Genomic DNA, 14,584 nt, shown 5'->3' with positions numbered 1-14,584 from the left:
CCTCCGGCGAAGGGCCGGGGCTCCGTCGACTCGGGTGCTGTGCGTCGGCGGTCGGTTCAGTGGTTGCGCTTCTTCGCCTCCTCGCTCGAGAACCGGGGCCCACATTCGGCGGGTCGGGGCCCTATCCGGCGCAACCATCGAACCGGTAGGTGCACGGAGCGCCTGCCCGGGCCGGTCACGTAGCCTGGACGGTTGTCCCGCTCTTCCGCCGAAAGGTTGTTTCCGTTGACCGCCTCCACCGAGGGCTCCGTCGCGCCCGCTGCGCGCGGGTTGACCGCCGAGGTGTCGCGGCGTCGCACCTTCGCCGTGATCTCCCATCCCGACGCGGGTAAATCGACGTTGACCGAAGCGCTCGCGCTGCATGCCCGCAAGATCTCGGAGGCGGGCGCCATCCACGGCAAAGCGGGCCGCAAGTCCACAGTGTCGGACTGGATGGAGATGGAGAAGGCCCGCGGAATCTCGGTGAGCTCCACCGCGCTGCAGTTCAACTACCGGGCGGCCGGCTCCGAGATCGACAATGTGATCAACCTGGTCGATACACCGGGTCACTCCGATTTCTCCGAGGACACCTACCGCGTGCTGACGGCGGTGGACGCCGCGGTCATGCTGATCGACGCCGCGAAGGGCCTGGAGCCGCAGACGCTGAAACTCTTCCAGGTGTGCCGCCACCGTGGCATCCCGGTGATCACGGTCATCAACAAATGGGACCGGCCCGGGCGCGCACCCCTGGAACTACTCGACGAGATCGACGAACGGATCGGACTCACCCCTACGCCCCTGTTCCTCCCGGTCGGGATCGCCGGTGATTTCCGGGGCCTGCTGCGCCGCGGACCCGACGGCACGGCCACCGAATACATCCACTTCACCCGGACCGCCGGTGGCGCGACCATCGCGCCGGAAGAATCGCTGACCCCCGAGGCCGCCGAGGCCAGGGAGGGCGAGCCGTGGAGTACCGCGGCGGAGGAGAGCGAACTGCTCTCGGCCACCGGCCAGGACCACGACCAGGAACTCTTCCTCGCCGGGCAGACCTCACCGGTGATCTACGCCTCGGCCATGCTGAACTTCGGCGTGCGGCAGTTGCTGGAGACCCTCGTCGCGCTGGCTCCGGCCCCCCGTGCCCGGGCCGCGGTCGACGGCACCCCGCGCGAGACCGCGGATCCGTTCAGCGCCGTCGTGTTCAAGGTGCAGGCCGGAATGGATACCGCGCATCGCGACCGGCTGGCGTTCATGCGGATCGTCTCCGGCGAATTCGAACGCGGCATGGTGGTGACCCATGCGCAGACGGGCCGCCCGTTCGCGACCAAGTACGCGCTCACGGTGTTCGGCCGTGAACGCGCGACCGTGGACACCGCCTATCCCGGTGATGTGGTGGGCCTGGTGAACGCGACCGCCCTGGCCCCCGGCCACACCCTTTTCGTGGAAAAGAAGGTTGAGTTCCCACCGATCCCCTCGTTCGCGCCGGAACATTTCGCGGCACTGCGGGCGCAGAGCGCGGGTAAGTACAAGCAGTTCCGCAAGGCCATCGACCAGCTCGATTCCGAAGGTGTCGTGCAGGTGCTGCGCAACGATTCGCGCGGTGACGCCTCGCCGGTGCTCGCGGCCGTCGGTCCGATGCAGTTCGAAGTGGTGACCGCCCGGATGCAGGGCGAGTTCGGGGTCGAGACCCAGCTCGATCATCTCGCCTACACCATCGCGCGGCGCACCGATGCCGAGTCGGCACCCGAACTGGACCGTCAGCGCGGTGTGGAGGTCTTCACCCGCACCGACGGCGCGATCCTGGCCTTGTTCAGCGATAAATGGCGGTTGCAGTACATCCAGAAGGAAATGCCCGACCTCACCCTGGAACCGCTGGTCGCCGCCGCCGACTGAACCGGCTCAACCGGCCGCGCGCTCCTCCTCGGGACCCGGATACTCGCGATCGGCGTCGTAGGCGCCGGTTTCGGGCCGGGTGCTCGGCGCGGGGTAATCGCGCGGAGTGCGTTCGACCTCTTCCACCCCGGTGGGCTGCTGGACCAGACCCCAGCGGTTGGCGGTGAGCCGCAGGCTGGGCAGGTCGCTGAGCGAGAGCACCACTTCGTAGGTGCGTTCGTATCCGGTGTGCGCGATCCGCCAATGACCGTCGTCGCACCGCACGTATTCGTCGTTGTAGAAGGCCGAACCGCGCAGCAACATATTGTTCTCGGGAATCAAAGCGGTATCGGAGAGATACCAGATTCCGGTCGCCCGGTCACCGTCCACATCGATCTCGGGATGATCGCAGCGGTGTTCGGTGATGACATGCGGTCCGAGCGTATTGCGCAGAAATGTGAGAAATGCTTCCCGGGATTCGAACTGCAGATATTCGCTATAGGTGGCCGTGGCCTCCGGGATCATCGTTTCCGCGAGATCGTCCCAGAGTTTGGTATCCAAGGTGCGCAGGTACCGGAATTTGAGGCGATGTATCGCGAGCACGTCGTCTGCAGTCACGGAACTCACCCCGGATCGTTCGCCGGGACGCATCGGCCCCATCGTCATCGGCACTTCCGGTTCGGGCTCGAGCCGCGGTGGCAGCGAGACATCGAGTCCGGCTCCCAACGCGGCCGCGAGTGCGGCGCCGGAGAAGGCCATGGTTTCCCTGCTCTGGCCCGGCCGCCGCGGAAATCCACCCGGGCGCGGCCCGGGATCGTTGCGCTCCTCGCCCTGGTCCATAACTCCACCATCCCACCTGAAATGGACAAATTGGGAGGTAATTCAGATCTGTATCGGATTGCTATCCTGCGTCGGCGGCATCACGGGCCGCAGCGTCCCGCCCGGTCGGTTCGGAAGAGCACCAGGTAGATGGGTTCGAACACTGTTCCCGGCAGCCGATATCAGGGGCGATCACCGTTGCCGATGGTGAAGCAGGTACGGCAGAAATCCTCGCCGAACTCGGTCAGCCGCAGGCTTTTGCGGACGATTTTCGGTGCCCGGCCCGCCTTTTTCAGGGCAGCCTCCACGATCGGCTGGACCTCCAGCACCATATAGCGGCTCAGCACCACCGGATCGTCGGAATTTTCTGTCAGGCCCAGCCGGCTCAGATTGATCAGATACGAGCGCGCACGGTCCATATAGCGCACTCCGGCCTGCTCCGGAACGGAGGTCAGGCCACCGGCGACAAGCTCCGATCCGATCCCCAGCGGCCGGTTGGTGCGTACATCGACCGTCGGCTGCGGCCCGTTGAGGGCCATATAGCGCAGAATGCGGGCCTCGTCGGGGGCCAGTTCGTCCAGGATCCGGTCGTAGGCCGGATGCACCTCTTCGGTGAAATACACATCGGCCGAGCGGGCCAGCAGCGCATCCCCGCGTTTACGCAGTTCGGCGACACTGGCCGAGCGCAGATAGGAACCGACGGCGACGGTCTGCTGGGCGGGAGTCTGCCCGGTCGGGACATAACTGACGATCTCGCGTACCGAGCCCTCGGTCACCCCCAGCGCACTACGCGCGATGGAACGCAGCGCGTTACCGGTCCGTTCGGCGATCTCGGTCGAGGATTCCCCGTCCAGCGCCGCCTGGGTGATCTCCCGGGTCACCTCGTAGGAGGTCTCCACCGCCCACTGACCCCCACGGACCACGCTGCCCGCGGCCAGGCCCGCGGCCCGGAACACACCGCGGATGAGCCGGGCCTCGTTGCTGATCTGCCGCTGCTCGACATCGGAGCTGCGCTCCACACTCGACGGCGGCCTGGGGACGACGTCGGATCCGGAAATGCGCGCACCGTTCGGCGAGAGCCCACGTGTGGTTCCGGAGCTCGACGCCCGCACGGCACCCGGGGACGCGCTGCGCTGCACGGCTCGGGAACCGGTCCGGGGGATCTCCTGTCCGGTCCTGTCGTCTGCCACGTCTACTCCGATATCGCCAGATGAACGAATCCGCTCACCGATTATTGCCCATTCGCCGCGATCACCCGCCGCCGGACCATGAATCCGGCCTACGTCTGAGACACTAGTAGGCGCAGCTGGGCGAAGCCCACTGGTCGCCCGCGCACGCCGGAGCGAAGGCGGAGGTACGCCTGATGCGCCGGGCTCGCACACGCTGCCGGTGCGACTGCCGCCGCAACGCGGACGTCTTCCGGCAGTGGTGCTAATTTGAGGGTCCCGGTGAGGCTGCGATCACCGGAGCAGGAGGGTGTGCCGTGTTGGAGAGTGTGTTCGGGGTGCACCCGACGATCCTCCTGGAATTGCTGACCATTCCTCTGTTCACCGGAGTCATCGGCTACATCACCAACTGGACCGGTGTGCTGATGCTGTTCCGGCCGATCGCATTTCACGGTGTCCGGGTACCCGGCCTGCAATATCTGTACCCGTATCTGCCCAAGCGGATCCAGATCCTGCCGCTGCTCAGTCACGACGGCCGGTTCGGCTGGCAGGGCATCGTGCCCTCGCGGGCCGACAAAATGGCCAGTATCGCGGTGGACAAAGGGCTTTCGAAGCTCGGCAGTGTCTCCGATTTCTACCGCGAACTGGAACCGGACGCGCTCGCCGAACACCTCGCGGTGACCGCGGAGACACAGATCCGCGATATCGTCGAGACCATCCTGCGCCGCGAACATCCGCAGCTCTGGTACAACCTGCCCACACAGGTCCGCGAGTTGGTCCACGAACGGGTTCGCCAGCAGCTACCCGATATCCTGCACGAACTCACCACCGAACTCGGCGCGAACATCGATCAATTACTCGATGTCAAGCAGATGGTGATTCGTTATTTCCAATCCCGTCCCCAGTTGCTCAATCAATTGTTCCAGGTGCTGGGTGCCAAGGAATTGCGGTTCATGCAGAACTTCGGCCTCTACTTCGGCGCGCCGATGGGTGTGGTGCTGGTCGCGATTCTCCAGCTGACCGGATGGCCGACGCTGGCGGTGCTGCCGATCGGCGGGGTGATCATCGGCTGGGTGGTCAACTGGGTGGGCCTGAACATGATCTTCGCGCCCGCCGAGCCGAAATGGTGGTGCCCGTGGCGGCAGGGCCTGCTGATCAAACGTCAGGACGAGATCACCACCGGCTATGCCGAGCTGGTGTCCACCCAGGTGATGACCCTGGCCAATATCGGGGACGAACTGCTGAACGGACCGAAATCCGACCGCACCCTCCAGATGCTGGAGGACACTTTGCGTCCCGCCGCCGACCGGGCACTCGGCCCGGCCCGGGGCGCGGTGAAACTGGTGCTCGGCAGCCGCGAGTACCACTCACTGACCCAGACCCTGACCTCCGAGGCGATGGCGATCGCGCCGCTGGCGTTCTCGGATCAGGATTTCAACGTGCGGCAGGGCAAGCAGATCAGCGCCTATATCGCCAAGCAGATGTCCGAGCTGTCGCCGAACGATTTCGTCGATATGCTGCGGGCGGCGATCAAACAGGACGAATGGCTGCTGTTCGTGCACGGCGGCGTACTGGGCCTGTTCGCCGGATACGCGCATATCCTGGTCTTCGGAACGGGGGTGGCGACGACATGGCTGTGAAACGAGAAGCACAGGAAAGCGGCGAGCCCGAGCGGCCCGGATATACGGGCCGCCCGGCGGAGACCGGCCGCCCGGTCGGTCCCGCCGCGGGACTTCGCGCGGTGAGCGGCGTCGCGCGGGTCGCGGCTTCGGCGGTGTCGGGCACGACCCGCTGGGGTGTGCACACCGCCCTCGATGTCACCGAAACGGTGGTTCGCGGCAGTATGGCCGGGCTTCCGCCGGCCGAGATCCGCACCGAGGCGGTGCAGCAGATGCAGGAGGCACTGCGCCGGGCGCTCGGTGTCGCGGCGGCGGAAGGGCCGGCCGAATCCCCGACCGAACGGTCGTTGCGCGAACAGGGCGCCGCGCTGCTGCGCTTGGCCGCCAGCCCCCGCGCCGCCGACGAAGGCCATCCGGCGTTCGCCCGGATCCTGGCCGAACTGACCTCCGACGAGGCCCGCATCCTGCGGCTGCTGCGGCTCGACGGCCCGCAGCCGGCGGTCACCGTACGCGGCGGCCGCCGCGTCGGGCGGAGCAGCCGCAGATCGGAGCAGGGGGCCGGTACCGCCGAGATCGGGGTGAGCATGATCGGCGAGCACGCCGGACTCCGGCATCCCGAGCGGGTACAGCGTTATCTGACCAATCTGCGCCGGATCGGCCTGATCGAACTGCTGCGCGAACCGGTGGGCACGCCCGAGCGCTATCAGCTCCTGGAGGCGCAGGCGCCGGCGATCGAACTGTTGAAACAGGCCGGTGGTCGCGGCAAATTCCAGCACCGCGGTATCGCGCTCACCACGTTCGGCGGGGAGTTCGTCCAGGCCAGTCTGCCGATCACCGGCGAAAACGGGTCGGCGGCCGAGAACCACTGACCACCCGCCGCGGCCTCACACCTCGTCGGCGAGTTCCATCCAGCGTTCCTCGGCCGTTTCCTTCTGCGCCTGTACGTCCTTGAGTTCGGCACCCAGGGTCATCAGTTTGTCCGGTTCGGTCGCGGCATCGGCGAGGGCGGCGTGCAACGCCGTCTCCCGCTCCGTCAGTTTGTCGATGGCGCGTTCCAGCCGGGTGAGTTCCTTGCGGGCGGCCCGGTAGGCCGCCGAATCCGTCTGCGGTGCGACTGTTTGCGGCCCGGACTGCGGTGCCGCCGGGGTGCCGGCGGACAGTTCGGCGCGGCGGCGCAGATACTGGGCGATTCCGCCGGGCAGATTGGTGAGCGCACCGTCGCCGAACAGCGCCCAGGTGGTGTCGCAGATCCGCTCGACGAGATAGCGGTCGTGACTGATCACCACCAGGGTCCCGGCCCAGTTGTCGAGCAGATCCTCGAGCTGCTGAAGGGTATCGATATCGAGGTCGTTGGTGGGCTCGTCCAGTAGCAGCACGTTGGGCTCGGCCATGAGAATGCGGGTCAGTTGCAGCCGGCGCCGCTCCCCACCCGACAGGTCACGGACCGGGGTGCGCTGGCGGGCCGGGGTGAACCCGAGCCGTTCGGCGAGCTGACCGGCCGACAATTCGAGCGCCTTGCTGCCTTCCCCGAGCGTGATCCGCATAGCGATCTGCTGGACGGCTTCGAGTACCCGCATATCGGTCGGGAGATCGTCGAGTTCCTGGCGCAACCAGCCGATCCGCACGGTCTGGCCCTGGATCCGCTTACCCGATACCGGGTCGATATCACCGGCCAGTGCGCGCAACAGCGTGGTCTTGCCCGACCCGTTCACCCCGACCAGACCGACCCGTTCCCCGGGGGCCAGCTGCCAGGTGAGATCGCGTACCAGTTCCCGCCCGTCCGGCGTGGCGAGGGTGACGTCCTCGAGTTCGATCACCACCCGGCCCAGCCGCTTCTTGGCGAACGCGGTCAACGAGACCGAATCGCGCGGTGGCGGCACGTCGGCGATCAATGCCTCGGCGGCCTCCACCCGGTAGCGCGGTTTGGAGGTCCGGGCCTGCGGACCGCGCCGCAGCCAGGCGAGCTCTTTACGCGCCAGATTGCGGCGCCTTGCCTCGGTGGCGTCGGCCTGGCGGGCGCGTTCGGCGCGCGCGAAGATCCAGTCGCCGTATCCGCCCTCATAGGTTTCCACCCGGCCGCCCACGACTTCCCAGGTCCGGGTCGCGACCGTATCGAGGAACCAGCGATCGTGGGTGACGACGACGAGCGCGCTGCGCCGGGCCAGCAGATGTTCGGCCAGCCACTCCACGCCTTCGACATCGAGGTGGTTGGTCGGTTCGTCGAGGACCAGCAGATCCAGTTCGCGCACCAGCGCGGCGGCCAGTGCGACCCGGCGACGCTCACCGCCGGACAGATTGGTGACCGAGGTGTCCAACCCCAGATCGGCGATTCCGATACCGTCGAGCACCGACCGGATCCGCGGGTCGGCGGCCCATTCGTGTTCGGCGATATCGCCGGTTGGCGCATCGTCGGCCAGCCCGGCCAATACCACTTCGCCGACGGTCGCGCCCTCCGGCAGCACCCCGCGCTGCGTGACCACGGCCATCCGCAACCCGCCGACCCGGCTCACCCGGCCGCTGTCGGGCTCCTCGATCCCGGTCAGCACCTCCAGCAGGGTCGTCTTCCCGCCTCCGTTGAGGCCCACGACCCCGATCCGGTCGCCGGAGTGCACGCCCAGCGATACCGCGTCGAGCAGCGGTGTGACCCCGAAACTCTTGCTGACCTGTTCGAGGTTGATCAGGTTGGACATGGATCCTTCCGCCTACGGCTGCCGGCCACGCCTGTACGGGGCCCCGGCCAGCCTAATGGGCGTGCTCGGACCGGGCCCATCCGCAGCCTGCGCACGGACGCCGCGGTCAGGCGCGGCGCGGGCCGGGGCCGGGATCGGGCACCGGCGGATGCGGCTCTTCGTGACTCGTCACCCGCGCGCCGGGAACCGGTCCGGTGGCCGTGCGCACGCTGCGGGCCACTCCGTCGCCGGACAGTTCCGCCGCTACCGCGACCGCCGATTCCGCCGATTCGCACAGGAACGCACACGTCGGACCGGAACCGGAGACCAGCCCGGCCAGCGCGCCGGCCTCCACGCCCGCGCGCAGGGTGCGGCGCAGATCGGGGCGCAGCGAAACCGCGGCCGCCTGTAGATCGTTGCCGAGCAGCGGCGCGAGCTGTCGCGCGTCGCCCGACGCCAGCGCCTGCATGAGCTCCTGGGGTTCCCCGAGCCGGGGCGGTTCGCCCTGGACCCGCAGGCGGTCGAGTTCGGTGAAGACCTCCGGGGTGGACAGGCCTCCCTTGGCGAGTGCGAGCACCCAGTGGAAGGCGTTGCGGGACAGTACCGGTAGCAGACGCTCGCCGCGCCCGGTCCCCAGTGCGGTTCCGCCGTGCAGCGCGAAGGGGACATCGCTACCGAGTTCGGCGCCGATGGCGGCGAGTTCGTCGCGGTTCATCCCGAGTTCCCACAGTTCGTTCAGCCCGACCAGGGCGGCGGCCGCGTCGGCGCTGCCGCCGGCCATACCCCCGGCCACCGGGATGCCCTTGTCGATCGCGATCTCCACCAGCGGCGCGCGCCCGGCCGATTGGGCCAGCCGGACCGCTGCCTTCCACACCAGGTTGGTCCGGTCGGTGGGTACTTCGGCGGCGCCTTCCCCGGTGACCCGCAGGGTCAGCGAGTTGGCGGGGATGATCTCCAGGTCGTCGGCGAGTGAGAGCGCCTGGAAAACGGTGGTGAGCTCGTGGTAGCCGTCGGCGCGCAGGTCACCTACTCCCAGATGGAGGTTCACCTTCGAAGGAGCCCGCACGGTGACGGGACTGGGCACAACGGACAGCACGATGAAACAGCCTAATAGGCGCAGCTGGGCGAAGCCCATCGTTCGACCGCGCACGGCCGGAGCGAATGCGGAGGTACGCCTAATAGGCGCAGCTGGGCGAAGCCCATCGTTCGACCGCGCACGGCCGGAGCGAATGCTCGCGCAGCCCGGCCGGACCCGACGTCACACTGGGCACCCATTGCCCAAACTACCCCCCGGGGGTATATTGGCGATACCTTCCCGAACGGGATCGAGCACGAAGGAGACGCCATGGCCACGACCAGCACCTACACCGTCACCGGCATGACCTGCGGACATTGCGTCCAGTCGGTGCGGACCGAAATCGGCAAGATCGACGGTGTCACCAGCGTCGATGTAGACCTCGCGTCCGGCCGGGTCGTCGTCGAGGGCAGCACCCCCATTGCCGATGCCGATATCGCGGCCGCGGTGGACGAAGCGGGCTACGCGATCGCCGGTTGAGCCGATTCAGGACTGCGCGGCGAGACGGACGAACGCCGCGGTGTCCAGAGTCTCCCCGCGGGCGGTCGGTGCGATACCGGCGGCGAGCAGCCGCCGCTCGGCCTCCGCGGGGCTTCCCGCCCAACCGGCCAGGGCGGCCCGCAGCGTTTTCCGACGCTGCGCGAATGCCAGGTCGACCACTTCGAAAACGCGTCGCCGATGCGCCGCGTCCACCGGCCACGGCGGTTCGGTGAACCGATCGATACGGACCAGCCCGGATTCCACCTGCGGTACCGGCCAGAACACCTGACGGCCCACCGCCCCCGCTTTGCGCACGGTTCCGTAGAAGCCCGCCTTCACACTCGGCACCCCGTACACCCGGCTGCCCGGATCGGCCGCGAGCCGGTCGGCCACCTCGGCCTGCACCATCACCAATGCGGTCGCGATACTCGGGAATTCGGCGAGCAGATGCAGCAGAACCGGTACGGCGACGTTGTACGGCAGATTCGCGACCAGCGCGGTGGGCGCCACCGAGACCGCGTCCGATCCGATCCGCAACGCATCACCCGGGATCACGGTCAGCCGTTCGGCCAGCTCTCCGGCCCGCTCCCGCACCGTTGCCGGCAACTGTCCGGCCAGCACCGGGTCGATCTCCACAGCGAGAACTGCGTCAACCACATCCAGCAGGGCCAATGTCAAAGAGCCGAGCCCCGGCCCCACCTCGAGCACGGTATCCGCCCGCCCGACACCGGCCGCGGTCACGATCCGCCGGACAGTGTTGGCGTCGTGCACGAAATTCTGCCCGAGCTGTTTGGTCGGGCGCACCCCCAATTGCTCGGCCAGCTCGCGCACCTGCGCAGGACCCAGCAGAGCGGCCTGGCCACGCACCATCATCTCGGCATCGGACACCGGGAGAACCTACCAACCCGGTGCGGACGCGAACTCAGGCCGCGTCGATATCCAGCGAATACGAGGCGTGGGCCGGCGCGGAGCGCGTGCGATCGCCCCCGGAGTCGTGCGTGGCGATCGCGGCGCCGGCACCAGCGATCAGGGTCAGCAGCACAGCGGCGATGACCAGGTACAGCAGCGGCGAACGTGAGGAGTTGATCCTCGCAAAGGGTGACACGGTCACAGGACGATAACGACGCCCGCGGCACCCCACAACCGCTACGAACAGACCCGCCGATTCTTCACATCGCGCCCCAGGGGCAGCACCCCAGGTAGACGAGATATCAGGTTGTCGATTTGTGATTCACATCACTCTGGATCAACCGGGCTCAGCCGCGACCGAACCGATACACGCGGCGCGCGTTCGCGGTACTGATCTCGGCCAGCTCGGCCGGATCCTGACCACGGATCCCGGCCACCGCGCGCACCGTATAGGGCAGGCAGTACGGCTCGTTGGGCGCGCCCCGATACGGGTGCGGCGTCAGATACGGCGCATCGGTCTCGAACAGCAGCTGCTCATCGGGCACCACCTTCACCGCCTCCCGCAACTCGTGCGCGTTCTTGAAGCTCGACGTCCCGGAAAAGCTCAGCACATACCCCTCGGCCACACACGAGAGCGCCATATTCGCGTCCGAGGAGAAACAGTGGAAGATCACCGTCTCCGGAGCTCCCTCGTCCAGCAGAACGGTCAGCAGATCGTGATCGGCCTCCCGGTTGTGGATCATCAGCGGTTTACCGATCCGCTTGGCCAGGTCGATATGCCAGCGGAAACCCTCGATCTGGGTTTCGATATCCGCGCAGCCGTCGAGCTTCCCCGGCCAGTAGTAGTCCAGCCCGGTCTCGCCGACCGCGACCACCCGCGGATCGGCCGCCAGCTGCTCCAGCTCGGTTCGTGCCGTGTCGTCGAGGGCGTTCGCCCGGGTCGGATGGAGCGCGACCGCCGCATACACCCGGTCGTCCCAGTTCGCCGCACGCACCGCCCAGCGCGCGGCATCCAGGTCGTCGGCGACGGTCACCACCCGGCCGACCCCGGCCGCGGCCGCCCGGTCCACCATCTCCGCCACCGACTGCGCGTCGGTGGCTCCGCAGGCGTCGAGATGGGTATGCGCGTCGACCAGCGGTGTCAACGGTTCGGGAAGCGGCGGCGCGGGACGTTTCGCGCTCATCGGCCGGTCACCCGGCGCCCGAGCGGACCGGCGAACCGGACGGGTTCCGCCGGGTGGGCGGAACGGAGCACACGCACGCGTTCGAGAAGAGCCACGCGCACCACAGTAGAGACCCGGCCGCGGCCCCGCGGCGCGGCGGTTCGGCTCACCGAGCAGCCGGGAGACCGGTGCCCGGGCGAATTCGAATTCCGGCTCGCGAAGCCCTGCCAGTAACCTCTGATGGCATGAACACGCAGTCGAGTCGGGTTCACTGCGGTCCTCATGATGGAATCGACACACCATGAGCGCAGTCGATCGCCCCGCCTTCTATCTCACCACGGCCATCGCGTACCCCAACGGTGCGCCGCATATCGGGCACGCCTACGAGTACATCTCCTCGGACGCGCTCGCCCGGTTCAAGCGGCTCGACGGGTATGACGTCTTCTTCATGACCGGAACCGACGAGCACGGTCAGAAGATGCAGCAGACCGCCGCCGCCGAGAACATCCCGGTGGAGGAGCTGGCCGCCCGCAACTCCGACGTGTTCGAGCAGATGGACAAAACCCTCGACGTCTCCTACGACCGTTTCATCCGCACCACCGACGCCGATCACCAGATCGCCAGTACCGCCATCTGGCAGCGGATGCTGGACAACGGCGATATCTACCTGGACAACTACTCCGGCTGGTACTCGGTGCGCGACGAGGCCTTCTACACCGAGGAGGAGACCACGCTGCTCGACGACGGCAGCCGCGTCTCCACCGATACGAAAACGCCGGTCACCTGGACCGAGGAATCCAACTTCTTCTTCCGGCTCTCCGCCTACCAGGACAAACTGCTCGCGCTCTACGACGAGCACCCCGAGTTCATCGCTCCGGCCACCCGGCGCAACGAGATCGTGAGCTACGTGAAGGCCGGTCTCAAGGACCTGTCGATCTCCCGGACCACCTTCGACTGGGGTGTTCCCGTCCCCGGCCATCCCGACCACGTGATGTACGTCTGGGTGGACGCGCTGACCAACTACCTCACCGGAGTCGGTTTCCCGGACACCGATTCGGCGACGTTCCAGAAATTCTGGCCCGCCGACGTACACATCATCGGTAAAGACATCACCCGCTTCCACACGGTGTACTGGCCGGCCTTCCTGATGTCGGCCGGGATCGAGCTGCCGCGCCGGGTCTTCGTGCACGGGTTCCTGTACAACAAGGGCGAGAAGATGTCGAAATCGGTCGGCAATGTCGTCGACCCGATCGACCTCGTCGACGCCTACGGGCTCGACGCGGTGCGCTTCTTCCTGCTGCGCGAGATCTCCTACGGACAGGACGGCAGCTACAGCCACGAGGCGATCGTCTCCCGGATCAACGCCGACCTCGCCAACGAATTCGGCAACCTCGTGCAGCGCAGTCTGACCATGGTCGCCAAGAACTGTGGTGCGGCCGTCCCCACCCCGGGCGAATTCACCGATGAGGACCGGGCGCTGCTCGACCGCGCCGGCGCGCTGCTGGAACGCTGCCGGGCCGAATTCGACGTCCAGCAGATGCATCTGGCGCTCGAACAGATCTGGCTGACCCTCGGCGAGACCAACCGCTACTTCAGCGCCCAGGCGCCGTGGGCACTGCGCAAATCGGGTACCGACGAGGATCTGGCCCGGATGGCGACGGTCCTCTACGTCACCCTCGAGGTGGTCCGGATCGTGGCGATCCTGGTGCAGCCGGTACTGCCCGGATCGGCGGCACGGATCCTGGACCTGCTCGCCCAGCAGGACCGCGAATTCGCCGCGATCGCCACCCCGCTGGTACCCGGCGTCGCGCTCCCGGCCCCCGAACCGGTCTTCCCGCGCTACGTGGAGCCGAAAACCGACGACTGAATCCGGCCGGATTCAGTCCACCGCGGCGCGGCGGGCGGCCAGCACGGCATCGTAGAGCTCCCGGCGGGAAACCCCGGCGACCTCCGCGATCTCCGCGCTCGCGTCCTTGAGACGCAGACCCGCCGCGGCGCGCTCCTCCACCTGGGCCACCAGATCCTCCGGATCGACCACAGTGGCGGAAGCGCCCGCGAGCACCACGGTGATCTCGCCGCGCGCCCCGTCCACCGCCCAAGCGGCGAGCTCGGCGAGCGTGCCGCGGACGACCTCCTCGTAGGTCTTGGTGAGCTCCCGGCACACCGCCGCCCGGCGATCGCCGCCCAGCACTTCCACGGCATCGGCCAGACAGTCCGCCAGCCGGTGCGGCGCCTCGAAGAAGACAACCGCCCGCTTCTCCCCCACCAGAGTCCCGAGCCACTCCTTGCGGCGACCCGACTTCCGGGGCGCGAAACCGTCGAAGCAGAACCGGTCCACCGGCAGCGCCGACAGCGCCAGCGCGGTGGTCACCGCCGACGGCCCGGGCAGGCAGGTCACCGGCAACCCCCGCTCGGCACACGCCGCCACCAGCCGATACCCGGGATCGCTCACCGACGGCATACCGGCATCGGTGACGAGCAGGACAGTGCGGCCGTCGCTGATATCGGTCAGCAGAGCCGGAATCCGCGCCTCCTCGACATGGTCGTAGAAGCTGACCACCCGCCCCCGGATCTCCACACCGAGCGCATCCGCCAGCGACCGGGTACGCCGAGTGTCCTCCGCCGCGACGATATCGGCGCTGCCGAGCGCGTCCCGCAGCCGCAGCGATGCATCCCCGATCGCCCCGAGCGGAGTCGCCGCCAAAATCAGCCCACCGACGCCCACCACACTCCTTGTTTTCGGCGCCGCCTGCGGCGGCGCGGGGTTGAGGCCCCCTTGGTCTCGCCGTTCAGGCCTCGAGACTCGAGCCTTCGGCTCATGCGCTTTCGAGGCCTG

13 protein-coding genes are annotated in these 14,584 nt (G+C 67.8%); 5 read left to right on the top strand and 8 right to left on the bottom strand.

Annotation, left to right across the window (positions count from 1 at the left end):
• Nucleotides 1–225 precede the first annotated feature (225 nt).
• Nucleotides 226–1,869, top strand: coding sequence for a peptide chain release factor 3 (locus tag ACWCPQ_RS25340; protein ID WP_449903109.1), 1,644 nt, complete (start codon nucleotides 226–228; stop codon nucleotides 1,867–1,869).
• A 6-nt stretch (nucleotides 1,870–1,875) separates the two neighbouring features.
• Here the strand turns inward: ACWCPQ_RS25340 and ACWCPQ_RS25335 are convergent, their stop codons facing one another.
• Complete coding sequence (locus tag ACWCPQ_RS25335; protein ID WP_449903258.1) at nucleotides 1,876–2,499, bottom strand: nuclear transport factor 2 family protein; 624 nt, start codon at nucleotides 2,497–2,499, stop codon at nucleotides 1,876–1,878.
• 350 nt (nucleotides 2,500–2,849) lie between these two features.
• Complete coding sequence (locus ACWCPQ_RS25330) at nucleotides 2,850–3,857, bottom strand: Abi-alpha family protein (RefSeq protein WP_449903106.1); 1,008 nt, start codon at nucleotides 3,855–3,857, stop codon at nucleotides 2,850–2,852.
• A 293-nt stretch (nucleotides 3,858–4,150) separates the two neighbouring features.
• On the opposite strand from ACWCPQ_RS25330, the gene ACWCPQ_RS25325 reads away from it, so the two are divergent.
• On the top strand, nucleotides 4,151–5,473 hold the full coding sequence (locus tag ACWCPQ_RS25325; RefSeq protein WP_449903105.1) for a hypothetical protein: 1,323 nt from the start codon (nucleotides 4,151–4,153) through the stop codon (nucleotides 5,471–5,473).
• Complete coding sequence (locus tag ACWCPQ_RS25320; protein WP_449903102.1) at nucleotides 5,464–6,321, top strand: Abi-alpha family protein; 858 nt, start codon at nucleotides 5,464–5,466, stop codon at nucleotides 6,319–6,321. The genes ACWCPQ_RS25325 and ACWCPQ_RS25320 overlap by 10 nt, the downstream gene beginning before the upstream one ends.
• 15 nt (nucleotides 6,322–6,336) lie before the next feature.
• Here the strand turns inward: ACWCPQ_RS25320 and ACWCPQ_RS25315 are convergent, their stop codons facing one another.
• Together ACWCPQ_RS25315 and ACWCPQ_RS25310 are read right to left on the bottom strand one after the other, a co-directional pair.
• A complete protein-coding gene (locus ACWCPQ_RS25315) occupies nucleotides 6,337–8,142 on the bottom strand; it encodes an ABC-F family ATP-binding cassette domain-containing protein (RefSeq protein ID WP_449903099.1) in 1,806 nt (601 codons plus the stop codon).
• Between the two features lie 106 nt (nucleotides 8,143–8,248).
• Complete coding sequence (locus ACWCPQ_RS25310) at nucleotides 8,249–9,217, bottom strand: 4-(cytidine 5'-diphospho)-2-C-methyl-D-erythritol kinase (RefSeq protein WP_449903097.1); 969 nt, start codon at nucleotides 9,215–9,217, stop codon at nucleotides 8,249–8,251.
• A 249-nt stretch (nucleotides 9,218–9,466) separates the two neighbouring features.
• Here ACWCPQ_RS25310 and ACWCPQ_RS25305 point away from each other — a divergent pair, with 249 nt between their 5' ends.
• Nucleotides 9,467–9,676 (top strand): heavy-metal-associated domain-containing protein, encoded by a 210-nt coding sequence (locus tag ACWCPQ_RS25305; RefSeq protein ID WP_449903094.1) that lies wholly within the window; start codon nucleotides 9,467–9,469, stop codon nucleotides 9,674–9,676.
• Between the two features lie 6 nt (nucleotides 9,677–9,682).
• Here the strand turns inward: ACWCPQ_RS25305 and rsmA are convergent, their stop codons facing one another.
• The 3 genes from rsmA to ACWCPQ_RS25290 all read right to left on the bottom strand — a co-directional run bounded on the left by rsmA (nucleotide 9,683) and on the right by ACWCPQ_RS25290 (nucleotide 11,769).
• Nucleotides 9,683–10,549, bottom strand: a complete 867-nt coding sequence (gene rsmA / locus ACWCPQ_RS25300; protein ID WP_449903256.1) for a 16S rRNA (adenine(1518)-N(6)/adenine(1519)-N(6))-dimethyltransferase RsmA — start codon at nucleotides 10,547–10,549, stop codon at nucleotides 9,683–9,685.
• Nucleotides 10,550–10,598: 49 nt separating this feature from the next.
• The gene (locus tag ACWCPQ_RS25295) at nucleotides 10,599–10,781 is read right to left on the bottom strand and encodes a hypothetical protein (RefSeq protein WP_449903274.1); all 183 of its coding nucleotides are present in this window, start codon (nucleotides 10,779–10,781) and stop codon (nucleotides 10,599–10,601) included.
• Nucleotides 10,782–10,932: 151 nt separating this feature from the next.
• Complete coding sequence (locus tag ACWCPQ_RS25290; protein ID WP_449903092.1) at nucleotides 10,933–11,769, bottom strand: TatD family hydrolase; 837 nt, start codon at nucleotides 11,767–11,769, stop codon at nucleotides 10,933–10,935.
• 280 nt (nucleotides 11,770–12,049) lie between these two features.
• On the opposite strand from ACWCPQ_RS25290, the gene metG reads away from it, so the two are divergent.
• Nucleotides 12,050–13,615: a methionine--tRNA ligase gene (gene metG, locus ACWCPQ_RS25285; RefSeq protein WP_449903090.1), complete on the top strand. Its 1,566-nt coding sequence runs from the start codon at nucleotides 12,050–12,052 to the stop codon at nucleotides 13,613–13,615.
• Between the two features lie 12 nt (nucleotides 13,616–13,627).
• Here metG and rsmI read toward each other — a convergent pair whose 3' ends face one another.
• A complete protein-coding gene (rsmI, locus tag ACWCPQ_RS25280; protein WP_449903088.1) occupies nucleotides 13,628–14,473 on the bottom strand; it encodes a 16S rRNA (cytidine(1402)-2'-O)-methyltransferase in 846 nt (281 codons plus the stop codon).
• Nucleotides 14,474–14,584: the final 111 nt, after the last annotated feature.

Source organism: Nocardia sp. NPDC001965, assembly GCF_053594175.1.
Note: the sequence above shows the minus strand (reverse complement) of the source record. Positions and strands in the feature narration are given on the sequence as shown.